At 49.2% G+C, this 23012-nt stretch carries 22 protein-coding genes and 2 pseudogenes; 12 read left to right on the top strand and 12 right to left on the bottom strand.

Features of this window, described 5'->3' with window-relative positions; genetic code table 11:
- Positions 1–17 precede the first annotated feature (17 nt).
- Positions 18–1559, top strand: coding sequence for a transcriptional regulator TyrR (gene tyrR, locus FTE26_RS09705; RefSeq protein ID WP_001296763.1), 1542 nt, complete (start codon positions 18–20; stop codon positions 1557–1559).
- A gap of 43 nt (positions 1560–1602) precedes the next feature.
- On the opposite strand, the gene tpx is transcribed toward tyrR, so the two are convergent.
- Positions 1603–2109: a thiol peroxidase gene (tpx, locus tag FTE26_RS09710; RefSeq protein WP_000084387.1), complete on the bottom strand. Its 507-nt coding sequence runs from the start codon at positions 2107–2109 to the stop codon at positions 1603–1605.
- Positions 2110–2227: 118 nt separating this feature from the next.
- Here tpx and ycjG point away from each other — a divergent pair, with 118 nt between their 5' ends.
- Positions 2228–3193 (top strand): L-Ala-D/L-Glu epimerase, encoded by a 966-nt coding sequence (gene ycjG / locus FTE26_RS09715; RefSeq protein WP_001296738.1) that lies wholly within the window; start codon positions 2228–2230, stop codon positions 3191–3193.
- Here ycjG and mpaA read toward each other — a convergent pair.
- From mpaA to FTE26_RS09730, 3 genes and pseudogenes are all read right to left on the bottom strand, one after another.
- A complete protein-coding gene (gene mpaA, locus FTE26_RS09720) occupies positions 3168–3896 on the bottom strand; it encodes a murein tripeptide amidase MpaA (protein WP_000217817.1) in 729 nt (242 codons plus the stop codon). The genes ycjG and mpaA overlap by 26 nt on opposite strands.
- Positions 3897–4022: 126 nt before the next feature.
- Positions 4023–4160 (bottom strand): annotated as a pseudogene (locus tag FTE26_RS09725) (NAD-dependent dehydratase); the annotation flags it as partial.
- 70 nt (positions 4161–4230) lie between these two features.
- Positions 4231–5151 (bottom strand): alpha/beta hydrolase, encoded by a 921-nt coding sequence (locus FTE26_RS09730; protein ID WP_001296755.1) that lies wholly within the window; start codon positions 5149–5151, stop codon positions 4231–4233.
- Positions 5152–5288: 137 nt separating this feature from the next.
- Between FTE26_RS09730 and pgrR the strand changes: the two genes are divergently transcribed.
- From pgrR to mppA, 3 genes and pseudogenes are all read left to right on the top strand, one after another.
- Positions 5289–6188, top strand: coding sequence for a DNA-binding transcriptional regulator PgrR (gene pgrR, locus FTE26_RS09735; RefSeq protein ID WP_000817693.1), 900 nt, complete (start codon positions 5289–5291; stop codon positions 6186–6188).
- A 97-nt stretch (positions 6189–6285) separates the two neighbouring features.
- A pseudogene (locus tag FTE26_RS20280) lies at positions 6286–6378 on the top strand (epoxyqueuosine reductase QueH); the annotation flags it as partial.
- Positions 6379–6524: 146 nt separating this feature from the next.
- Complete coding sequence (mppA, locus tag FTE26_RS09740; protein ID WP_000683020.1) at positions 6525–8138, top strand: murein tripeptide ABC transporter substrate-binding protein MppA; 1614 nt, start codon at positions 6525–6527, stop codon at positions 8136–8138.
- A gap of 50 nt (positions 8139–8188) precedes the next feature.
- Here the strand turns inward: mppA and ynaI are convergent, their stop codons facing one another.
- Positions 8189–9220 (bottom strand): low conductance mechanosensitive channel YnaI, encoded by a 1032-nt coding sequence (gene ynaI, locus FTE26_RS09745; protein ID WP_000559900.1) that lies wholly within the window; start codon positions 9218–9220, stop codon positions 8189–8191.
- A gap of 243 nt (positions 9221–9463) precedes the next feature.
- On the opposite strand from ynaI, the gene FTE26_RS09750 reads away from it, so the two are divergent.
- The gene (locus FTE26_RS09750) at positions 9464–9721 is read left to right on the top strand and encodes a DUF2534 family protein (RefSeq protein WP_000605090.1); all 258 of its coding nucleotides are present in this window, start codon (positions 9464–9466) and stop codon (positions 9719–9721) included.
- Positions 9722–9770: 49 nt separating this feature from the next.
- On the opposite strand, the gene uspE is transcribed toward FTE26_RS09750, so the two are convergent.
- The 6 genes from uspE to abgA all read right to left on the bottom strand — a co-directional run bounded on the left by uspE (position 9771) and on the right by abgA (position 16664).
- Positions 9771–10721 (bottom strand): universal stress protein UspE, encoded by a 951-nt coding sequence (gene uspE, locus FTE26_RS09755; protein WP_001262114.1) that lies wholly within the window; start codon positions 10719–10721, stop codon positions 9771–9773.
- Positions 10722–10872: 151 nt separating this feature from the next.
- A complete protein-coding gene (gene fnr, locus FTE26_RS09760; protein WP_000611911.1) occupies positions 10873–11625 on the bottom strand; it encodes a fumarate/nitrate reduction transcriptional regulator Fnr in 753 nt (250 codons plus the stop codon).
- A gap of 194 nt (positions 11626–11819) precedes the next feature.
- Positions 11820–12335, bottom strand: a complete 516-nt coding sequence (ogt, locus tag FTE26_RS09765; RefSeq protein ID WP_000945005.1) for a methylated-DNA--[protein]-cysteine S-methyltransferase — start codon at positions 12333–12335, stop codon at positions 11820–11822.
- A 10-nt stretch (positions 12336–12345) separates the two neighbouring features.
- Positions 12346–13872, bottom strand: a complete 1527-nt coding sequence (gene abgT / locus FTE26_RS09770) for a p-aminobenzoyl-glutamate transporter (protein WP_000062954.1) — start codon at positions 13870–13872, stop codon at positions 12346–12348.
- A gap of 36 nt (positions 13873–13908) precedes the next feature.
- Positions 13909–15354: a p-aminobenzoyl-glutamate hydrolase subunit AbgB gene (gene abgB / locus FTE26_RS09775; RefSeq protein WP_001156437.1), complete on the bottom strand. Its 1446-nt coding sequence runs from the start codon at positions 15352–15354 to the stop codon at positions 13909–13911.
- Complete coding sequence (gene abgA / locus FTE26_RS09780; protein ID WP_000444949.1) at positions 15354–16664, bottom strand: p-aminobenzoyl-glutamate hydrolase subunit AbgA; 1311 nt, start codon at positions 16662–16664, stop codon at positions 15354–15356. Before abgA ends, abgB begins: the two co-directional genes overlap by 1 nt.
- Positions 16665–16839: 175 nt before the next feature.
- Here abgA and FTE26_RS09785 point away from each other — a divergent pair, with 175 nt between their 5' ends.
- Positions 16840–17748 carry a LysR family transcriptional regulator gene (locus tag FTE26_RS09785; RefSeq protein ID WP_000885462.1) on the top strand — a complete coding sequence of 303 codons (909 nt, stop codon included), beginning with the start codon at positions 16840–16842 and terminating at the stop codon, positions 17746–17748.
- Between the two features lie 329 nt (positions 17749–18077).
- Positions 18078–18641 carry a DNA endonuclease SmrA gene (gene smrA / locus FTE26_RS09790; protein ID WP_001046834.1) on the top strand — a complete coding sequence of 188 codons (564 nt, stop codon included), beginning with the start codon at positions 18078–18080 and terminating at the stop codon, positions 18639–18641.
- 20 nt (positions 18642–18661) lie between these two features.
- Here the strand turns inward: smrA and dgcM are convergent, their stop codons facing one another.
- Positions 18662–19894 (bottom strand): diguanylate cyclase DgcM, encoded by a 1233-nt coding sequence (dgcM, locus tag FTE26_RS09795; RefSeq protein ID WP_001307164.1) that lies wholly within the window; start codon positions 19892–19894, stop codon positions 18662–18664.
- A 193-nt stretch (positions 19895–20087) separates the two neighbouring features.
- Here dgcM and ydaN point away from each other — a divergent pair, with 193 nt between their 5' ends.
- The 4 genes from ydaN to dbpA all read left to right on the top strand — a co-directional run bounded on the left by ydaN (position 20088) and on the right by dbpA (position 22983).
- Positions 20088–20135 (top strand): protein YnaN, encoded by a 48-nt coding sequence (gene ydaN, locus FTE26_RS09800; RefSeq protein WP_211180494.1) that lies wholly within the window; start codon positions 20088–20090, stop codon positions 20133–20135.
- 13 nt (positions 20136–20148) lie between these two features.
- Entirely contained in the window at positions 20149–21132 is a 984-nt protein-coding gene (gene zntB, locus FTE26_RS09805; protein WP_000387388.1) for a zinc transporter ZntB, read from the top strand.
- Positions 21133–21406: 274 nt separating this feature from the next.
- A complete protein-coding gene (ynaL, locus tag FTE26_RS09810; RefSeq protein ID WP_001296046.1) occupies positions 21407–21580 on the top strand; it encodes a proline-rich small protein YnaL in 174 nt (57 codons plus the stop codon).
- 29 nt (positions 21581–21609) lie between these two features.
- Positions 21610–22983 carry an ATP-dependent RNA helicase DbpA gene (dbpA, locus tag FTE26_RS09815; protein ID WP_000123739.1) on the top strand — a complete coding sequence of 458 codons (1374 nt, stop codon included), beginning with the start codon at positions 21610–21612 and terminating at the stop codon, positions 22981–22983.
- The last annotated feature ends 29 nt before the right edge of the window (positions 22984–23012 follow it).

Below are 23012 nucleotides of genomic sequence, written 5' to 3' on the forward strand. Positions count from 1 at the left end.
TTCAGGTGAAGGTTCCCATGCGTCTGGAAGTCTTTTGTGAAGACCGACTCGGTCTGACCCGCGAATTACTCGATCTACTCGTGCTAAGAGGCATTGATTTACGCGGTATTGAGATTGATCCCATTGGGCGAATCTACCTCAATTTTGCTGAACTGGAGTTTGAGAGTTTCAGCAGTCTGATGGCCGAAATACGCCGTATTGCAGGTGTTACCGATGTGCGTACTGTCCCGTGGATGCCTTCCGAACGTGAGCATCTGGCGTTGAGCGCGTTACTGGAGGCGTTGCCCGAACCTGTGCTCTCTGTCGATATGAAAAGCAAAGTGGATATGGCGAACCCGGCGAGCTGTCAGCTTTTTGCGCAAAAATTGGATCGCCTGCGCAACCATACCGCCGCACAATTGATTAACGGCTTTAATTTTTTACGTTGGCTGGAAAGCGAACCGCAAGATTCCCATAACGAGCATGTCGTTATTAATGGGCAGAATTTCCTGATGGAGATTACGCCTGTTTATCTTCAGGATGAAAATGATCAACACGTCCTGACCGGTGCGGTGGTGATGTTGCGATCAACGATTCGTATGGGCCGCCAGTTGCAAAATGTCGCCGCCCAGGACGTCAGCGCCTTCAGTCAAATTGTCGCCGTCAGCCCGAAAATGAAGCATGTTGTCGAACAGGCGCAGAAACTGGCGATGCTAAGCGCGCCGCTGCTGATTACGGGTGACACAGGTACAGGTAAAGATCTCTTTGCCTACGCCTGCCATCAGGCAAGCCCCAGAGCGGGCAAACCTTACCTGGCGCTGAACTGTGCGTCTATACCGGAAGATGCGGTCGAGAGTGAACTGTTTGGTCATGCTCCGGAAGGGAAGAAAGGATTCTTTGAGCAGGCGAACGGTGGTTCGGTGCTGTTGGATGAAATAGGGGAAATGTCACCACGGATGCAGGCGAAATTACTGCGTTTCCTTAATGATGGCACTTTCCGTCGGGTTGGCGAAGACCATGAGGTGCATGTCGATGTGCGGGTGATTTGCGCTACGCAGAAGAATCTGGTCGAACTGGTGCAAAAAGGCATGTTCCGTGAAGATCTCTATTATCGTCTGAACGTGTTGACGCTCAATCTGCCGCCGCTACGTGACTGTCCGCAGGACATCATGCCGTTAACTGAGCTGTTCGTCGCCCGCTTTGCCGACGAGCAGGGCGTGCCGCGTCCGAAACTGGCCGCTGACCTGAATACTGTACTTACGCGTTATGCGTGGCCGGGAAATGTGCGGCAGTTAAAGAACGCTATCTATCGCGCACTGACACAACTGGACGGTTATGAGCTGCGTCCACAGGATATTTTGTTGCCAGATTATGACGCCGCAACGGTAGCCGTGGGCGAAGATGCGATGGAAGGTTCGCTGGACGAAATCACCAGCCGTTTTGAACGCTCGGTATTAACCCAGCTTTATCGCAATTATCCCAGCACGCGCAAACTGGCAAAACGTCTCGGCGTTTCACATACCGCGATTGCCAATAAGTTGCGGGAATATGGTCTGAGTCAGAAGAAGAACGAAGAGTAAGCGCGAATATGCCTGATGGTGCAACACCATCAGGCATATTAAATTATGCTTTCAGTACAGCCAGAGCTGCTTCGTAATCCGGCTCGGTGGTGATTTCATCCACCAGCTGGCTGAAAATCACATTGTCATTTTCGTCAATAACCACAACGGCACGTGCTGCCAGACCTTTCAGTGGGCCATCAGCAATTGCCACACCGTAGGCTTGCAGGAATTCAGCGTTACGGAAAGTGGAGAGGGTGATAACGTTGTTCAGACCTTCTGCGCCGCAGAAACGAGACTGGGCGAACGGCAGATCGGCAGAAATACACAGCACAACGGTGTTGTCGATCTCGGTTGCCAGTTGGTTAAACTTACGTACTGATGCGGCGCAAACTCCGGTATCAATACTCGGGAAAATGTTCAGCACTTTGCGTTTACCCGCAAACTGACCGAGGGTGACGTCAGACAGATCTTTTGCCACGAGAGTAAAAGTCTGCGCTTTGCTACCCGCCTGCGGGATGGAATTGGCGACTGTAACCGGGTTGCCCTGGAAATGAACGGTTTGTGACATGATTATCTTTCCTGTTTACATATAGTTAACGTCACACCTAGTTTATGCTAACTGTCAATAACACAGCAAACGCTATTTGCGCTTAATCCGCAGACCACCGCGACAACAAGGAGTAAAGATGAGAACCGTTAAGGTATTTGAGGAAGCCTGGCCCTTACATACCCCGTTTGTGATTGCCCGGGGAAGTCGCAGTGAAGCGCGCGTGGTGGTGGTTGAACTGGAAGAAGAGGGTATTAAAGGCACCGGCGAATGCACGCCGTATCCGCGTTATGGGGAAAGTGATGCCTCGGTAATGGCGCAAATTATGAGCGTCGTACCGCAATTAGAGAAAGGGCTGACACGGGAGGAGTTGCAAAAAATTCTCCCTGCCGGCGCAGCACGTAATGCGCTGGATTGTGCATTGTGGGATCTGGCGGCGCGAAAACAGCAGCAATCGCTGGCTGATTTGATCGGCATAACGCTTCCTGGGACAGTTATCACTGCACAGACGGTTGTCATCGGTACGCCTGATCAGATGGCCAATAGTGCATCAACACTCTGGCAGGCAGGCGCGAAATTACTGAAAGTGAAGCTGGATAACCATCTTATCAGTGAGCGGATGGTGGCAATTCGCACAGCTGTGCCCGATGCGACGCTGATCGTTGACGCAAATGAATCCTGGCGTGCAGAAGGGTTGGCGGCGCGTTGCCAGCTATTGGCGGATTTAGGCGTTGCGATGCTTGAACAACCGCTTCCTGCGCAGGACGATGCGGCGCTGGAGAATTTTATTCATCCGTTACCGATTTGTGCAGATGAAAGTTGTCATACACGTAGCAATCTGAAGGCGCTGAAAGGGCGCTATGAGATGGTTAACATTAAGCTTGATAAAACCGGTGGTCTGACGGAAGCGCTGGCGCTGGCGACTGAAGCGCGTGCACAAGGTTTCAGTCTGATGCTGGGCTGCATGTTGTGTACCTCTCGTGCCATTAGCGCCGCTTTACCGCTGGTGCCGCAGGTCAGTTTCGCCGATCTTGACGGACCGACCTGGCTGGCGGTAGATGTGGAACCGGCGCTTCAGTTCACGACGGGCGAATTGCATCTTTAGGATGCCAGCGCAGCAAGTTTGCCATCGCAAAGAGATATTTTTCGCTGGCTTCGTCGGAGGAGATGGGCGGAAACTCTGCGGTGATGCAATGCAAGTTGAGATCTGCACACCAACTGCCGAAAGAGCCAGGCGTTTCATAACCGACGCTGGTTACCAGAGGCAATTCAAACGCCTGGGCCAGCCATTCGCCTAATTCGCTGTGTCTGGGATCTTCAATACAGGCCAGTGGATCGTGGAATGAGACCACCCAGGCAGGTTGAATGCGGTGTATAAGCTGGCACAGCGCCTGGGTTTCAGGTTCTGAGCCAGGTTTGTCACCTGTCAGTAATACGACATCACGTTCTTCAGCGGCGCTGTTCCAGCGATAAACCGTTTCACCTTCCTTCCAGTTCGCCGCCGGAAAGTTTCTGTTTAAATCCACACCATTAGCATTGGCCCGTAACCCCAGCTGGCAGCCGTCAGGATTCACACACAGCACCACATGATGGCGGCGCAAAGAAGGTGTCAAAGTCCGCAGAGCACAGGAGAGCGTGACGACCGAAGAGTTTTCATCACCGTGAGTGCCAGCCAGAATCAAACCACTTTCGCGACTGGCTGCAGTGGCCGGAAACCAGATTAACGGCGCGCCCAATAATGAACGTCCGTAATGTTCTGTTCCGGGCGGAAATGCGCCGCGTTCGGCGCGTGGGCGGTTTACGGTCATGATCGTCTCTGGTTCAGGAAGTATTACAGGCAGTGTTGTGCAAATTTTGCGGATTATCAAATCCTTTTCTTCAACGCTATGTCATCGATCTTGTATCACTTTTTTGCCGGAAGTTGTTTGCATTTTATTAGTTGGATAGGGTTTGTGGATTTTTGCTGGCTGACGGGCAAATAAAGTTTGTTTAATGGTTTGCTTATCTGCCAGTTGATTAATCACATGGCGGGCTATCTGACCGCCAGCACCAAGAATCAGTACATTTTTCATGAAAATTATCCCAGATTATTGGCAGCAATATGCCAGGCCATATCACTATTGCGGATTTGAATATGTTTCATTACAGAGTTTCCTCAAAGAACGGAGCTAATACTGAAATTGCTTCAGCCACATAGGCTTTGCCGTCATAAAGATCCATATGGTTTGCGCCTTCAACAATGTGATAGCGTTTATCCTGGCTTGATGCCCGATCGTACAGGTCGTCACTCATCCATTTGCTCCCTGCCTGGCTGCCCGCCACAATCTGCATCGGCTGAGTCAGGTACACTTCCGCCATATGGTAAGCATCATAGGTAATAATCTGGTTAAGGCTGCGCAAAGTAGCGTAACCCGGTGCTGTTGGATACTGCGCGCGAGGGGTGTGGTAATACTCCCAGGCCTGACGCAGTTCTTCGTTCGGCGCATCGGACTCCTTCATTGGTGCCAGTGGCATAATGGCGTATTCTCCGCTGCTAATATCGCTGGTTCTGGCGTTTGAACCCGCTTCAACGTATGGCAGGGCATCAATAGATTTCACATTGTTTTCCCAACCATTACGGAACATCGAACCAATATTGACCGCACTAACGGTACCGATGGCCTTGATGCGGCGATCCTGAATTGCAGCATTGGCTGTATATCCTGCACCGGCACAAATTCCCATCGCACCAATTCGGGTATTGTCGACATAAGAAAGCGTTGTCAGGTAATCAATCACGGCACTGATGTCTTCAGTACGAATGTATGGGTTTTCTAACTGACGCGGCTCGCCGCCACTTTCACCTTGATAAGATGCGTCATAAGCAATAGTGACAAATCCCTTTTCCGCCAGTTTTTTGGCATAGGTTCCGGCCGTTTGTTCTTTAACGCCCCCACCTGGGTGAGATACCACAATTGCCTGATACTGACGGGTTTCATCAAATTTTGGAGGGAAATAGATCACTGCAGACAAAGAGATGGTTGGATTATTGCTGTTAGTGAAGCTGACTTTATTATTCATCATTCCGTTCCTCATGGAGTTGTCGGTTCGTTTTAACGGTTGGTGATATCACTATAGATATTGATCATTAAGTTGATTAGACCCAAAATCATGATTAGACCTATCATTTAAATGATTAATAGATTGCATGGAGATACTGAATGAAGCGTGAAGAAATCGCTGATCTGATGGCGTTTGTCGTCGTTGCAGAGGAGCGTAGCTTCACTCGTGCAGCAGCCCGCCTGAGCATGGCGCAGTCAGCTTTAAGCCAGATAGTGCGTCGTATAGAAGAACGATTGGGATTGCGGCTTCTGACGCGAACCACGCGCAGCGTTGTTCCAACTGAAGCGGGCGAGCATCTTTTGTCTGTTCTTGGCCCTATGTTGCATGACATAGATTCAGCCCTGGCATCCCTGAGCGAGCTGCAGAACCGCCCATCCGGGACAATACGTATTACTACTGTAGAACATGCAGCAAAAACGATATTGTTACCAGCAATGCGCACATTCCTGAAATCGCATCCTGAAATTGATATTCAGCTCACCATTGATTATGGTTTGACCGATGTCGTTTCTGAACGTTTTGATGCAGGCGTCCGTCTGGGTGGGGAGATGGATAAAGATATGATCGCCATTCGAATCGGGCCAGATATACCAATGGCTATTGTTGGCTCACCGGATTATTTTTCTCGCCGAAGTGTTCCAACGTCAGTGTCACAATTAATAGATCATCAGGCAATTAATTTGTATCTTCCCACATCGGGTACAGCAAATCGCTGGAGATTAATACGCGGTGGACGTGAAGTTCGTGTTCGCATGGAAGGTCAGCTTTTACTGAATACGATAGACCTGATCATTGATGCTGCAATTGATGGGCATGGATTGGCGTATCTACCTTATGATCAGGTTGAGCGGGCTATTAAAGAAAAAAAACTGATACGTGTTTTGGATAAATTCACACCAGATTTACCCGGTTATCACCTGTACTATCCACACCGTCGACATGCTGGCTCGGCATTCTCATTATTTATAGATAGGCTGAAGTATAAAGGTGCTGTTTAGCACTACTTGCTGATACATTAATTTAATTTCTCTCTTAACGTATTCTCAGTTCCTTTCAACGTTTTGGTTATTTTTTATTCTTCGTACAATGGCGACAGATGCTGATTATGATACCGAAAACTGGTTTGAACGTGCGAAGCCTGAACGTAGTGTTCGGTGTTCTATGTGCTTTACCGCATTTTGGCGTCGATTATTTACACTAAATCTGATTTAATATATTGATACATAAAACATTTTATGCTTCCTGTGTCACTTTTTTGATGGAAGTTGTTTGCATTTCTTTAAGGCGAAACAAATAATTACGCATCAATTTTAATGTCGGTTAGAGGGAAACTTATGAAGCACTCTGTTTCAGTCACGTGTTGTGCGCTGTTGGTCAGCAGCATTTCTCTTTCGTATGCTGCAGAAGTTCCGAGCGGCACAGTACTGGCAGAGAAGCAGGAGCTGGTGCGCCACATTAAAGATGAGCCTGCGTCGCTGGATCCCGCTAAAGCCGTGGGCCTGCCAGAGATTCAGGTCATTCGCGATCTGTTTGAAGGACTGGTGAATCAGAACGAGAAAGGGGAGATTGTCCCCGGCGTTGCGACTCAGTGGAAAAGTAATGACAACCGTATCTGGACTTTTACCCTGCGCGATAACGCAAAATGGGCGGATGGCACACCGGTAACGGCGCAAGATTTTGTCTACAGCTGGCAGCGTCTGGTGGACCCGAAAACGCTATCGCCATTTGCATGGTTTGCCGCGCTGGCGGGAATCAACAACGCACAGGCGATTATTGATGGTAAAGCTACACCTGACCAGCTTGGCGTCACCGCAGTTGATGCCCATACTTTGAAAATTCAGCTTGATAAACCGTTGCCGTGGTTTGTGAATTTAACCGCTAACTTTGCCTTCTTCCCGGTGCAAAAAGCCAACGTAGAAAGCGGTAAAGAGTGGACGAAACCCGGAAATCTGATCGGCAATGGCGCTTATGTTCTTAAAGAGCGCGTAGTCAATGAAAAACTGGTCGTGGTACCGAATACCCATTATTGGGATAACGCCAAAACGGTACTGCAAAAAGTGACCTTCCTGCCAATTAATCAGGAATCCGCAGCCACTAAGCGTTACCTCGCGGGGGATATTGATATCACCGAATCCTTCCCGAAAAATATGTATCAGAAGCTGTTGAAGGATATTCCGGGGCAGGTTTATACGCCGCCGCAGCTCGGGACCTATTATTATGCGTTTAACACGCAAAAAGGGCCGACGGCAGATCAGCGCGTTCGTCTGGCATTAAGTATGACGATAGATCGCCGCCTGATGACCGAAAAAGTATTAGGGACGGGCGAAAAGCCAGCGTGGCATTTTACACCAGATGTTACCGCCGGATTTACGCCGGAACCTTCGCCGTTTGAACAAATGAGTCAGGAAGAACTGAATGCGCAGGCAAAAACTTTGTTGAGCGCAGCTGGTTATGGTCCGCAAAAACCGCTGAAGCTGACGCTTTTGTATAACACTTCAGAAAACCATCAAAAAATTGCGATTGCTGTAGCATCGATGTGGAAAAAGAACCTTGGCGTAGATGTTAAATTGCAAAATCAGGAATGGAAAACCTATATCGATAGCCGTAACACCGGCAATTTTGATGTTATTCGCGCCTCATGGGTGGGGGATTATAATGAACCCTCCACGTTCCTGACATTATTAACGTCAACGCATTCAGGAAATATTTCACGCTTTAACAATCCGGCATACGACAAAGTTCTGGCCCAGGCATCGACGGAAAATACCGTTAAAGCGCGTAATGCCGATTACAACGCGGCAGAAAAAATCCTCATGGAGCAAGCACCGATTGCACCAATTTATCAATATACCAATGGACGATTAATCAAACCGTGGCTGAAAGGTTATCCCATTAATAACCCTGAGGATGTGGCGTACAGTCGGACTATGTATATTGTGAAGCATTGATGTGATGGGAACTGGCGTTACCCTTGTGGATAACGCCAGTGATGTCTGATTTAGCGACCCTGTTCCGGCGGTGTAATGTTATCCATATACAGCGTCTGGCTGGGGAAGGCAAAGTCCGCGCCGTGTGACTGTACAATATCGATAATCTTCAAATAAACGTCTTGCTGTGCAGCAAGCCACTCAGCCCATACCGTGGTTTTGGTAAAGCAATAAACCATAATATTCAATGACGAGTCAGCAAACTGGTTGAAATAAACCAGTAAGGTTTGTCGCTGGTCGATGGCCGGGTGATTTTTCAGCATCTCACGTACGGCTTCGACGATAACGCCCACTTTTGCCGCATCCTCATAACGTAAACCAATGGTCGTGGTAATGCGGCGGTTGGTCATTCGTCCTGGGTTTTCTACGCTGATCGACGAAAACAGCGAGTTCGGTACGTACAATGGACGATTATCAAAGGTCGTAATTTTGGTAATTCGCCAGCCAATTTCCGCTACTGTACCTTCGATATTTCTGTCCGGTGAACGGATCCAGTCGCCAATACTGAAAGGACGGTCGAAATAGAGCATGATCCCGGAAAAGAAATTACTCAGAATATCTTTACCGGCCATACCGACAGCCAGACCACCAATACCACCAAAGGTCAGCAAGCCAGAAAGGCTCATGCCGAAATGTTCGCCATAAAGCAGAACAAGCACCACAATAATGGTGATTTTGATAATGCGCGACATAATCCGCGCACTGGTGATATCGCGACCTTTTTTAATCTGCTGTTTTTCAAACTGATTAATCAGCAAAAATAGCTTAATCGTCAGAATAACCGCAATCAGGGACGTACAGATAAAATCGATAACGCCTGGGGTGATAAATTTGAGTTTATAGTTTTCTATAACATAATTAATAATGCTACCAACAGCACTGATAATTATGGTGTAGATTAAAAATTGCACCGCATGGAATAAAAAACCTTTTCTTTTACGATTTCCGCGGCGAAACCAAAAGCTCATCAGAATCAATGCTGCGCAGCTACCGAAAATAATGACCAGATTAAGCGCATTATTTGTAAACAGTTCAGCGATCATTGTTTTATCAGGCTCCTCCAGATAATTGTCGTCATGCCGGAAACCCCTGGCGGGGCTATTTTACCGCGACAATTCATTCAGATCATCAATAGTCAGGGAAGGAAGTAGCAACATTAGCTAACTAATCAATGCGTTGATTGTAAATCCAGCTAAGAGGTGAGGTTTTCAGAGCAGACAACGGTGAAATGTCATGGTATTGTTACGTTTAGGTAACAAGAAATTTGTCTGCACAAGGATTACATCATGATTATGGCGAAACTGAAGTCAGCGAAAGGGAAGAAATTTCTCTTTGGTTTGTTGGCGGTTTTCATTATTGCGGCGTCGGTTGTGACTCGCGCGACTATCGGCGGCGTTATAGAACAGTACAATATTCCGCTGTCTGAGTGGACGACATCAATGTATGTGATTCAGTCATCGATGATTTTTGTTTATAGCCTGGTCTTTACTGTGTTGCTGGCAATCCCGTTGGGAATTTATTTCCTTGGCGGTGAAGAGCAGTAAGTAAAAAATAGGCCCGATAACTCGGGCCTTGTCAGTTATTGAAGAGTCGTTAATCGTCTTCTTCGTCATCCAGTTCAACGGGTGTCTGATACTGGTCAGGTTTAATGACCAACAGATCGCAGCGAAGATGATCAATCACCTGTTCCGCCGTGTTGCCGAGGAATGCTGCTGAAATACCGGTGCGTCCTACCGTGCCCAGAACCACAATCCCCGCCTGTAAGTGTTCCGCCAAATCAGGAATCACCTCTTCTGGCAGACCTTTTTCTACGTGCGTCATGTTTTCATTAATGCCGAATTTCTGCCGCAGAGCTTTCATTGCCAGCAAATGTTGCCCACGAATGGCATCGTTATAAACGCTCGGATCAAATTCCGGCAGTTCAATCGCGATATTAATTGGCGTTACCGGATAAGCGCCAACCAGATGAACTTCGGTATGGTTGACTTGTTCTGCCAGTTCGATCGTCTCTTTGACCAGTTTTTCATTGAGCGCATTATGATACGGCTCTTCACTGGCGAGATTCACCGCCACCAGCGCCTTGCCTCCTTCCGGCCACGGCTGGTCTTTCACCATCCACACCGGGCTTGGGCATTTGCGTAACAGATGCCAGTCCGTTGGCGTAAAAATCACCGCTTCCAGACGGTCATGTTGGTGCGCCATTTTTAGCACCAAATCGTGCTCGCCGCTGATCACTTCCTGAATGATGGCTTCGAAAGGACGGTTATGCCAGACCACTTTAATTTCAATGGGAACGCCAGCATTGAGATAATATTTTGCCTGCTCGTGGATCCAGGCTGTACGCTGGCTGATGACGCCCTGACGCATAGCCGTACGTTCGTCCGGGGAGAGCAGGGTGGTCATTTCGTATGAGAAGTCATAGATCGGCAAAAAGGCTTTAATTTTGCCACCAATCCGTTGATGTAAATAAACAGCTCGCCGCAATGCTGGTTGGTCGTCCTGGTTAGGATCGATAACAACGAGCATGTTCTGATACATAGCCATACAGGGTCTCCTTACAACAACTGTCAACGCAGTTTGTAATTAAAAGATTAACCCATATCTGGTGAATGAAACAGTGATGAACCTTCTGCCAGATCAATAAATCAGAAAAATTTAATGATATGACAGAAGGATAGTGAGTTATGCGGAAAAATCAGGCAACATTACGCGTATGACCAGCAAGCTGGGCCAGCGCATCGTTATTTTCGATGGTGATGTATTTACCTTTGACTGCCAGCATACCGCTTTTCTGGAAGCGACCTAGCAGACGGCTGATGGTTTCTACCGTCAGGCCCAGATAGTTACCGATATCGCCACGAGTCATCGTCAGGCGGAATTCACGAGGGGAGAAGCCGCGTTGGGCAAAACGACGGGACAGGTTGTAGATGAATGCAGCCAGACGTTCCTCGGCATTTTTCTTCGACAACAGCAGGATCATGTCCTGATCGCCTTTGATTTCACCGCTCATCAGACGCATCATCTGCTGACGCAGATTCGGCATTTTACCGGACAAATCGTCCAGCGTTTCGAACGGGATTTCACATACCATCGAGGTTTCCAGCGCCTGAGCGAAGCTCGGGTGATGGCCGCTGCCGATGGCGTCAAATCCCACCAGGTCGCCTGCTAAATGGAAACCAGTGATTTGCTCGTCGCCTTGCTCAGTGATGGTATAACTTTTAATCGTACCGGAGCGGATGGCATAAAGCGATTTAAGTTCATCACCAGCCTTAAACAGCGTCTGGCCTTTCTGAATAGGCTTCTTCCGCTCAATGATATTATCAAGCTGATCAAGCTCATGTTCGTTGAGTGTGAACGGGATGCAAAGCTGGCTGATGCTGCAATCCTGGCAATGGATAGCACAACCGCCAGACTGAATGCGCCGTATAATTCGCTTTTCCGGGATCATAGGTCTGCTCAAGCCGTAATTGATATTTGTCAATTTTAACATCTTTTTAGGGAGCAAGTAAGTCTAAGCAAACCTTAACAGCAGAGAATTCCGATATTAGATGTAAATATATGTCTATCTATTTGAAAACCCTTAAGTTGTTAAGGGTAACTTTACATAAAAGTGTGAACAAGCTGGCACAAATTGTTTAATGTTTACAGCAAAAGATAACCTTCGTGGCGCAATAACCACTCTTTTCGCTGAACTCCGCCTGCATATCCGGTCATGGTGCCGTTTCGGCCAATAACCCGATGGCAAGGTACGACGATGCTGATGGGATTCGATCCGTTTGCCGCACCAACGGCACGCGCCGCGCCAGGGCGGCCCAATTGTTCAGCCAGTTGGCCGTAATGCATTACCTGCCCGCAGGGGATAGTGCGTAGAGTTTTCCAGACTTCGCGCTGAAATGGCGTCCCCCCTGTGGCAGTGGGAAGCGTATCAATAATGCTAAGATTACCGGCAAAATAATCACGAAGCTTGTCGCTTAAACCGCCTGGGTTGGTGGCAGAAATGCGCTCATAGCCTTCTTTGCGATAATGGATGTCCAGCAGCTGCACCATGCGTTCGCTGTACTCTTCCCATTCAACCGCCCGCAGGCGAAATTGCTCATCGCAAATCACCCACAGTGGACCCAGTGGCGTGGCAATTTTTTCTTCAAGTAATCTCAGCATCCGTTCTCTCTTAAGACAAACGTGGGTAAATCCCCGGACCTATCGGCAGACCAACAAGATACCACGCCAGCAACATCAGCAGCCATACCACCAAAAAGATAAGCGGATAGGGCAAGACTAACGAATAGTAAGTACCCAGTTTTGCGTCTGGTTTGTAGCGTTGCAGGAATCCAAGAAACAGTGGAACAAAAGGAGATACCGGCGCTAAAGGCAATACGGATGAGTCGGCAATACGAAAGAGGATTTGCGCAAATGCCGGGTGAAAGCCAAGTAGCATAAACATTGGTACGAAAATGGGGGCCAGAATCGACCAGATTGCGGAACCGCTGGCAATAAACATGCATAAGAAAGAGGAAAGCAACGCCAGACCGACAAACGCCGGGATGCCGCTAAGCCCTGAACTTTCAAGTATATCGGTCAGCCCCACGGCGATGAATTTCCCCATGTTGCTCCAGTTAAACATGGCGACAAACTGGGCGAGGGGAAAAACCATCACGATAAATCCCGCCATCTCTTTCATCGGTTCAATCATTAAATGCGGTAAATCCGCCTGACGTCGAATTGTGCGGGTAGCGATGCCATAAGCCAGCGAAACCACAAAGAAAAAAAGAATGATTAGTGGCACGATACCTTTAATAAAGGGTGATGGCATCACGGTGTGATTAATCGGATCGCGCAATATCCCGTTTTCTGGGATCACCATCAGCGCGATCGCAGCAATAAAAAGTAGCGATACGACACCTGCTATGCGTAAACCAAAACGCTGACTTTCGGTCAATGTCTGCAGTTTCTCATCGCTGTTTCCCTGCCATTGACCTAACCGTGGCTCGATGATTTTGTCGGTTATCAAGCCGCCAACAATCGTCAGTACGACTACGGAGCTGGCCATAAAATACCAGTTATCAATTACACTGACGTGCATTTGCGGATTGAACGCAGCCGCCGCTTCCGTGCTGATCCCCGACAGCAACACGTCGGTTGTGACAATCAGTAAATTAGCCGTAAAGCCGCAACCTACGCCTGCAATGGCAGCCAGTAAACCTGCAATTGGATGCCTGCCCACCGCCAGAAAAATCAGCGCACCCATCGGTGGCATGATCACTAACGCCGCATCGGAAGAAATGTGGCTGAAAAAAGCAATAAACAGTACCATATAACTGGCGTAGCGGGCATTAACATGCGATGCCATTTTAACCATTAGCGCTGGCAGTAAGCCGACGCGCTCCGCTAGGCCGGCACCTAAAACCAGCGCCAGGATCGCTCCAAGTGGAGCAAAACCGCTAAAGTTTTTAATCACATTGGGTAAAAACCAGTGTAATCCTTCCACACTGAGCAGGTTTTTCACCACCACCGGCGTACCATCGGTCGGGTTTTTCGCACTGACGCCAAAGGCTGACAAAATTGCCGTCGTCACCATGAGTACGATTATCAAATAGATAAAGAGCAAAAAAGGATGGGGAACCTTGTTACCAATTCTTTCGACCCAGCCATAGAGCTTCCCGGATTGGGAGGACGACGGTATGGATGACATACTCATGGGCATTCCTCGGTTGTTGTGTTTGCGTTGTTGTTGTTATTTTAAAGGTGACGGTGTCACGTTTTTCGGGATAGGGCAGTGATACGGTTGCGTGTCCGTAACTTGCTGATGCTCTTGTTGGCATTCTTGCAATAGCCCTGAATCAATGAAGAGATTGACTGTGGTTGCTGCCATAGTTTTCGCCGCCAGCAGCATTCCTTTATGAGCAATAGATGTTCGCCCCTGGCTAACCAGTTGCCACGTATGTAGCGGTGTACCGACGGCAAAACAGGGGCTGAAACACTGGGCAACAGGCAGTTTCCAACTGACGTCGCCGACATCAGTCGATGCCGCAAGCACGTTATCGGTGGCGGCATATGGAGCGACCTCATTCGCCAGTACCGTTTCACGATGACGTAGTGCAAAAGCCTTGCCGTTTTCGCCACCGGTTGCGGCGATATTATTCAGACTGTTTTGCCGATCGTTGGGGGTGAGCGTAGCCTGAATTTGTTTCGCAAAAGCCAGTTCTTCGGAGTTCCATTCCGGGGTACCAAAATGGGATAGGGCATGGTACATGGCATTTTCTAAGGTGCGATTCGGGAGATAACTGGAACAGGCTTTGTCGAAGCGGCATTCAACCGTGGTTTCGGTCATCAATGCCGCACCTTCGGCGATTTTGGCGACCCGATCATAAATATGCTGCACGTCGGTCATTTCGGGGGCGCGGATAAGATAAAGCACTTCTGCCTGCGCCTGGACCACGTTGGGCGAGATCCCGCCGCTATTTGTGATGGCATAGTGTACGCGCGCTTTTTCAATAATATGTTCGTTGAGGAAGTTGGTGCCAGTGGTCATCAACGTTACGGCATCAAGGGCGCTGCGTCCCAAATGAGGGGAATTCGCGGCATGTGCTGCGATCCCTTTAAAGCACCATGATGCCTGAATGTTTGCCAGCGTGCGGGTATTGAACATACCGGCAAAGGCTTCCGGGTGCCAGGTGAGTGCCGCATCCACATCATCAAATACCCCCTCGCGGACCATGAACGTTTTACCCGAGCCGCCTTCTTCGCCAGGACAACCATAAAAGCGCACTGTGCCGCCTTGCCCATATTGTTCCAGCCATTTCTTGACGGCTATTGCAGCGGCAAAGGCGGCGGTTCCCAGCAAATTGTGTCCGCAACCGTGACCATTTTCACCGGGCGTCACGGATGTAGGTTGCGCGCAACCTGCTTGCTGACTTAAACCTGCCAGGGCGTCATATTCTCCCAGCAGGGCGATAACCGGTTTGCCTTGACCAAACGAAGCAATAAAGGCATTTGGGATATTGCCTACGTTGCGGGTAACGGTGAAGCCTGCAGATTCCAGCGCCGAAGCCAGATGCTCCGCTGACCAGAACTCTTCAAAACGTGTTTCTGGATGATCCCAGATTTGATCGGCAATATCGGTATAACGTTGGCGATCGGCTTCAATCGCATCGTCGATAAAACGATAGATTTCCTGCATCAGATACCTCGCGTCCAGGGAAAATTGAGCGCGGTGCGCGCCAGCGTTTCGACGGCAATAGCGAGAACCTGCTCGTCAAAATCGAATTTTTCGTTGTGATGACCTGCCGCCAGCTGTGTGCCAAACACCACGTAGGAGGCTTGCCCTTGATGTTGCTGCACGCGGGCCATCATTAATGTGGCATCTTCGGAACCCGCAGGCGCTTCAACACGTTCAATGGCCTGATTGACCCCCGCGACCTGAGCCGCCTGACTTTGCAACCATGCGACCCATTGCGGCGAAGGAGAACTGGCGGTAGCTGCACCCATCAGACGAGTTTCAACGCCGACACCATACATGGTTGCTGCGCCCTGAATCGCTTGTTGTGCACGGTCAAAAACATATTGATTAATGACGTCGCTGGCCCCGCGTGTTTCCACTTTCAGCAACGCCGAGGCAGGAACAACGTTACGACCGCTTCCTGCCTGCATAACGCCCACGTTTACTCTGGAAGCTCCTTCGCTGTGCGGGGCGATTGCATGCAGTGCAAGAGTGGCTTGTGCTGCCGCCAACAAGGCATTGTGACCGTCTTCTGGTTTTGCGCCTGCGTGAGCGGCGGTACCGGTGAAGTGCGCGTCAAATTTGGTGGTTGCCATAAAATTATCACTGCCGCACACCACGGTGCCCGCAGGTACGCCAGTGCCAATGTGCACGGCAGTAAAATAATCAACATCATCTACGACACCTGCATCGACCATCGCCCGCGCGCCACGCGTACCTTCCTCTGCAGGCTGAAAAATCAGTTTGATGACGCCATGTAGTCCGGACTCGAATTGTTTAAGGGTATGCGCCAGCCCAAGCCCAATGGCGGTATGTCCATCATGACCACAGGCATGCATCATTCCGGCGTTACATGACGCAAAACCGTCGCGGTAGGGGCGATGGCTGACATCCTGCTCTTCACTAAGATCCAGCGCGTCCATATCGACACGGAAAGCCATCACCGGACCGGGGCGACCGGTATCCAGGGTGGCGACGATACCAGTGAAACCACCTTCAAAAACCGCAATCCATTGTGCTAGCGCACCCTGTTGACGAGCGCGCTCGAATTCGCGTTGTAGAGTGAGTTCATCAGGTAGTCCCATCCGGCTACTTTCATTAACTACTTCGCGGCCCAGCGCCAGTGAATAGCCGAGCTGCTGCAATTCTTCCGCAACAAGGGTGGCAGTGCGGAATTCCACCCAGCCAGACTCTGCATAGTGATGAAAATCACGTCGCCAGTGCGATAATTTTGGGGCAAGCGAATTAACAAATTGATTCAAAGACTCCATAACCTTTCCCGTCATCAGTAAAAAGTGTGACCCGGTTCACGTAGCGATAGTTTTTACTTATCACTAACTGATTTTTCACAGTTTTAACCGTTCATAAATTACCCTGACACAATCATCTGCATTAAAGTAGATGCCAGTTTCTTTGGTCTGATAAATAACGGTTATCGGTGGCGTCATGGCTTTTCAGGTAAAAATTCATCAAATTCGTGCTTTTGTTGAAGTGGCTCGTCAGGGCAGCATTCGCGGAGCGAGCCGAATGTTGAATATGTCGCAACCGGCACTGAGTAAATCTATTCAGGAGCTGGAAGAAGGATTAGCGGCGCAACTCTTTTTTCGCCGTAGTAAAGGCGTGACGTTAACTGATGCCGGTGAAAGTTTTTATCAGCACGCCAGTCTTATTCTTGAAGAACTGCGCGCAGCCCAAGAGGATATTCGCCAACGACAAGGGCAACTGGCAGGGCAGATTAATATCGGCATGGGGGCCAGTATTTCCCGCAGTCTGATGCCAGCTGTCATATCTCGTTTTCATCAGCAGCATCCGCAGGTAAAAGTACGCATTATGGAAGGGCAACTGGTGTCGATGATTAATGAATTGCGTCAGGGAGAATTGGATTTCACCATCAATACCTATTATCAGGGACCGTACGACCACGAATTTACTTTTGAGAAATTACTGGAAAAGCAATTCGCGATCTTTTGCCGCCCGGGACACCCCGCCATTGGTGCCCGTTCGATCAAACAGTTACTGGATTACAGCTGGACAATGCCGACGCCATACGGCAGCTACTACAAACAGTTGAGTGAATTGCTTGACGATCAGGCGCAAACGCCACAGGTCGGTGTAGTCTGCGAGACGTTCTCAGCCTGTATCAGTCTGGTGGCAAAAAGCGATTTTCTCAGCATACTGCCTGAAGAAATGGGCTGCGATCCCTTGCACGGACAGGGGCTGGTGATGTTGCCGGTTAGCGAAATTTTACCGAAAGCGGCCTATTATTTGATTCAGCGGCGTGATAGTCGCCAGACACCACTGACCGCGTCATTAATCACGCAATTCCGGCGAGAATGCGGCTATCTGCAAAGTTAAAACTGCATAAAAAAATAGAGTCTGTCGACATCCGCCAGACTCTACAGTACACACAGCAGTGCATCCGCGTCTTAAATCCGGCATTGTCTCCTCTGCGCCGGTGACTGTGTTATAACGGTTTTAACCTTTAGTTGCCAATTTTCTTCAGTGACAGATTTCACGAAAATATAAGTTACATTATTAATATCGTGAATGAATAATCATGCATAAGCATTTTGCTTAAAATATCGGCAATATTTGGAACTTATTACTGGAATTTTGGGTAATACGTTGTTGGACCGACCCGGTCTGGTTATCATATCGCGCTCTTAATTGCGGGAGGATGTAACATGAACCTTGACGACAAATCGCTGTTTCTTGACGCCATGGAAGATGTCCAGCCGCTGAAACGTGCTACCGATGTCCACTGGCATCCAACGCGTAACCAACGTGCGCCGCAGCGTATCGACACGCTGCAGCTTGATAATTTCCTCACCACCGGATTTCTCGACATCATCCCACTAAGTCAGCCGCTGGAGTTTCGGCGGGAAGGGTTGCAACATGGGGTGCAGGATAAGCTGCGCAGTGGTAAATATCCGCAACAGGCGAGCCTGAATCTTTTGCGCCAGCCGGTGGAAGAGTGCCGCAAAATGATGTTCAGTTTCATTCAACAAGCCATGGCTGATGGTTTGCGTAACGTGCTGATTATTCATGGCAAAGGACGGGATGATAAATCGCATGCCAATATTGTCCGCAGCTATGTGGCGCGCTGGCTGACCGAATTTGATGATGTTCAGGCATATTGCACTGCGCTACCGCATCATGGCGGCAGCGGGGCGTGTTACGTCGCACTACGTAAAACGGCGCAGGCGAAGCAAGAAAACTGGGAGCGCCACGCTAAGCGCAGTCGTTGATCTCGAGACGCATCCGCGGCTTATGCCGCCAGCACGCGGTTGCGTCCATCATTTTTCGCCCGATACAAAGCATCATCAACGCGTTTAAACAGTTCATCGATGCTTTCATTTCCTTCGTGATGCGCCACACCAATGCTGACGGTAAAGCGTGGTAAGCCCGAAATACTCACTTTTGCCACGCTTACACGGATAGTTTCAGCCAGCGAAAGCGCGGTATCCAGTGGGGTTCTTGGTAGCAATAAGACAAACTCTTCGCCTCCCCAACGAAACACCAAATCGCCTTTGCGAGCGCAACTTTCAAGGGTGCGGGCGAGGGCGCATAACACCTCATCACCTTTAGAATGCCCATAGAGATCGTTAATGTGTTTAAAACGATCGGTGTCGATGAGCAACAAGCTGTAATCCTGGGCGATGGCGAGGTGCTGCATTTGGCCTGGTTCCGTAATGTGATAAAACTGTCGCCGATTCAGTAATCCGGTCATCGCGTCATGGTGAGCAGCATGTTCCAGCTGCTCCTCCAGCCGTTTTTGCTCAGTAATATCATGCACAATACATAACATGAGCTTGTCGCCATAAATTTCAATCGGCCCGGCATAGGTCTGCACATGACGAGTAGATCCATCCGCCAGTTTATGAACAAAATTCAAAGGTTTATGACCGCCGGGTAAATGCGAAATTTCATGCATGATAGGCATGACGCGACGCCCGAGCATATTAATTTCCCAGGTATGTTTCTGGCACATCGTTTCATGGTTATAACCATAGAAATTGAGCGCGGCGAGGTTAGCATCGACGATTTGGCCATCTCGTGAGGGGTCAATCAACAACATTGGTGCAGAGTTAGTCAGAAAAAAGCGCGCATAAAAACCTTGTTTTTTGCGCTGATAATTTGCCGAGCGACTGGCTTTTAAACCCAGCGTTGCCGGCGCTTCGATACCTTCGAAAATAATCACCGGTTCTGCTTCTGTCAGCTTTCGCAAAACAAGCCGACAGCTTAATGCTGTTTCCTCTTCTTTACGCTGAACAGTGAGGATTTCGATAATATCGTGTTGGTTTTGCAGATCGGAGAGGTATTTCGGCAGTTCTTTTTGTGAGGAGACGGAATAGGGACCGGTTCGTAGCTGACTAAACGTGAGGTCTTGCATCAACAGTCGCGCCGCGCTATTGGCATAAATTAACTGTTCCTCAAAGGGCGAAACGATCCAGACAGGACTGGTGAGTAAGTCCAGGGTATTGAAGTTGTGCGTAATCATTGAGATCCCGTTATTTTTATCAATTTTTGTTGCTATCCGATCGCAAAAAAGCCACGTCATATGATCAGATAATTCTGATAATGATAGACGCTATTTAACACTTCACACGGTTTGTATACGGAAAAGCATTTTGCTTTTTGTATTCAATTTAGACAGAATTTTATTAATCATTTCAGGGTAATGGGGTGATGAGATGTTGCGTAACAGGGCCAGAAGGCTAGACTACAAAATAATGCGTTGATGATGGAGGCACTGTGGAAGCGATTAAGGGATCGGACGTTAATGTCCCGGATGCAGTATTTGCCTGGATGCTGGATGGTAGAGGCGGCGTTAAACCGCTGGAAAATACAGATGTGATTGATGAAGCGCATCCCTGCTGGCTCCACCTTAATTATGTACACCATGATAGCGCCCAATGGCTGGCGACAACACCGCTGCTTCCCAATAACGTACGTGATGCGCTGGCGGGCGAGAGCACGCGGCCCCGAGTCAGCCGTCTCGGTGAAGGCACGCTGATTACATTGCGCTGTATAAACGGCAGCACCGATGAACGCCCCGATCAACTGGTCGCCATGCGTGTATATATGGACGGGCGGTTAATTGTTTCGACCCGACAACGCAAAGTGCTGGCGCTGGACGATGTGGTGAGCGATCTGGAAGAGGGCACGGGTCCGACCGATTGCGGAGGGTGGCTGGTGGATGTGTGCGATGCGTTGACCGATCATTCCAGCGAATTTATCGAGCAGCTGCACGATAAAATTATCGACCTTGAAGATAATCTCCTTGATCAGCAAATTCCACCGCGTGGATTCCTGGCTCTGCTGCGCAAACAATTAATCGTGATGCGTCGCTATATGGCACCGCAACGTGATGTTTATGCTCGTCTTGCCAGTGAACGTTTGCCGTGGATGAGCGATGACCAACGCCGTCGGATGCAGGATATTGCCGATCGCCTTGGGCGCGGTCTTGACGAAATCGACGCCTGTATAGCACGGACTGGCGTGATGGCGGATGAAATCGCTCAGGTGATGCAGGAAAATTTAGCTCGTCGTACCTATACAATGTCATTGATGGCAATGGTCTTTTTACCCAGTACCTTTCTGACAGGGTTATTTGGCGTCAACCTTGGTGGGATCCCTGGCGGCGGGTGGCAATTCGGATTTTCAATTTTTTGTATTCTGTTAGTTGTTCTTATTGGTGGTGTTGCTTTATGGTTGCACCGTAGTAAATGGTTGTAACAAAAGCAATTTTTCCGGCTGTCTGTATACAAAAACGCCGCAAAGTTTGAGCGAAGTCAATAAACTCTCTACCCATTCAGGGCAATATCTCCCTTGCAGGTGAATGCAACGTCAAGCGATGGGCGTTGCGCTCCATATTGTCTTACTTCCTTTTTTGAATTACTGCATAGCACAATTGATTCGTACGACGCCGACTTTGATGAGTCGGCTTTTTTTTGCCTGTTATTTATCAGCGTCTACCCTTTAAGAGTCCACCCAATGACCGGAGGGAAATATGACGACACTTATTTATTTGCAAATTCCTGTCCCTGAACCGATTCCTGGCGATCCTGTTCCAGTGCCCGATCCGATCCCTCGCCCGCAACCCATGCCTGACCCACCACCTGATGAAGAACCGATTAAATTGTCGCATCGTGAGCGTAGATCTGCGAGGATACGCGCCTGCTAACTTTGCGTCGATGACCACGAGAATAGATTGTGACCGCTTTTTCTACCCTGAATGTTTTGCCTCCCGCCCAACTCACGAACCTTAATGAGTTGGGTTATTTAACCATGACGCCGGTGCAGGCCGCCGCGCTTCCGGCGATCCTTGCCGGAAAAGATGTTCGCGTGCAGGCGAAAACCGGCAGCGGCAAAACGGCGGCTTTTGGCCTCGGCTTGTTACAGCAAATTGATGCGTCGCTATTTCAAACCCAGGCTTTAGTGCTGTGTCCTACGCGTGAACTGGCGGATCAGGTGGCAGGTGAATTGCGTCGGCTGGCGCGTTTTCTGCCAAATACCAAAATTTTGACGTTGTGCGGTGGTCAACCGTTCGGTATGCAGCGTGATTCGTTGCAACATGCGCCGCATATTATCGTGGCAACGCCGGGTCGTTTGCTGGATCACTTGCAAAAAGGCACGGTATCACTGGATGCGCTGAATACTTTGGTGATGGATGAGGCCGACCGCATGCTGGATATGGGATTTAGCGATGCCATTGATGATGTCATCCGTTTTGCGCCTGCATCTCGACAGACGCTTCTGTTTTCGGCAACCTGGCCGGAAGCCATCGCCGCAATCAGCGGACGAGTGCAACGCGATCCTTTGGCGATTGAAATTGACTCAACAGATGCTTTGCCACCCATTGAACAACAATTTTATGAGACATCCAGTAAAGGCAAAATTCCTCTGTTGCAACGGTTATTAAGTTTGCATCAGCCATCCTCTTGTGTGGTGTTTTGCAATACCAAAAAAGATTGCCAGGCTGTCTGCGACGCGCTGAATGAAGTAGGGCAAAGTGCATTGTCGTTACACGGCGATCTGGAGCAACGCGATCGCGATCAGACCCTGGTACGTTTTGCTAACGGTAGCGCCCGTGTACTGGTTGCGACTGATGTTGCTGCGCGTGGTCTGGATATTAAATCGCTTGAGCTGGTGGTGAACTTTGAGCTGGCGTGGGACCCTGAAGTTCATGTACATCGCATCGGTCGTACAGCTCGTGCAGGAAATAGCGGTCTGGCGATCAGTTTCTGTGCTCCGGAAGAAGCACAGCGGGCCAATATCATTTCTGACATGTTGCAGATAAAACTTAACTGGCAAACGCCGCCAGCTAATAGTTCCATTTTGCCGCTGGAAGCAGAAATGGCAACGTTGTGTATCGATGGCGGGAAAAAAGCCAAAATGCGCCCGGGTGATGTATTAGGTGCGCTGACAGGAGACATCGGGCTTGATGGCGTAGATATTGGCAAAATCGCCGTGCATCCGGCGCATGTCTATGTCGCGGTCCGTCAGGCTGTTGCTCATAAAGCATGGAAACAGTTACAGGGCGGGAAGATTAAAGGAAAAACGTGCCGGGTGCGGTTATTAAAATAATGAAATGTTGAATTGCCGGGTGCAAGAGT

It is taken from the genome of Escherichia sp. S10b, from assembly GCF_028421345.1.
In the GTDB taxonomy this organism is placed as follows: Bacteria; Pseudomonadota; Gammaproteobacteria; order Enterobacterales; family Enterobacteriaceae; genus ECMA0423.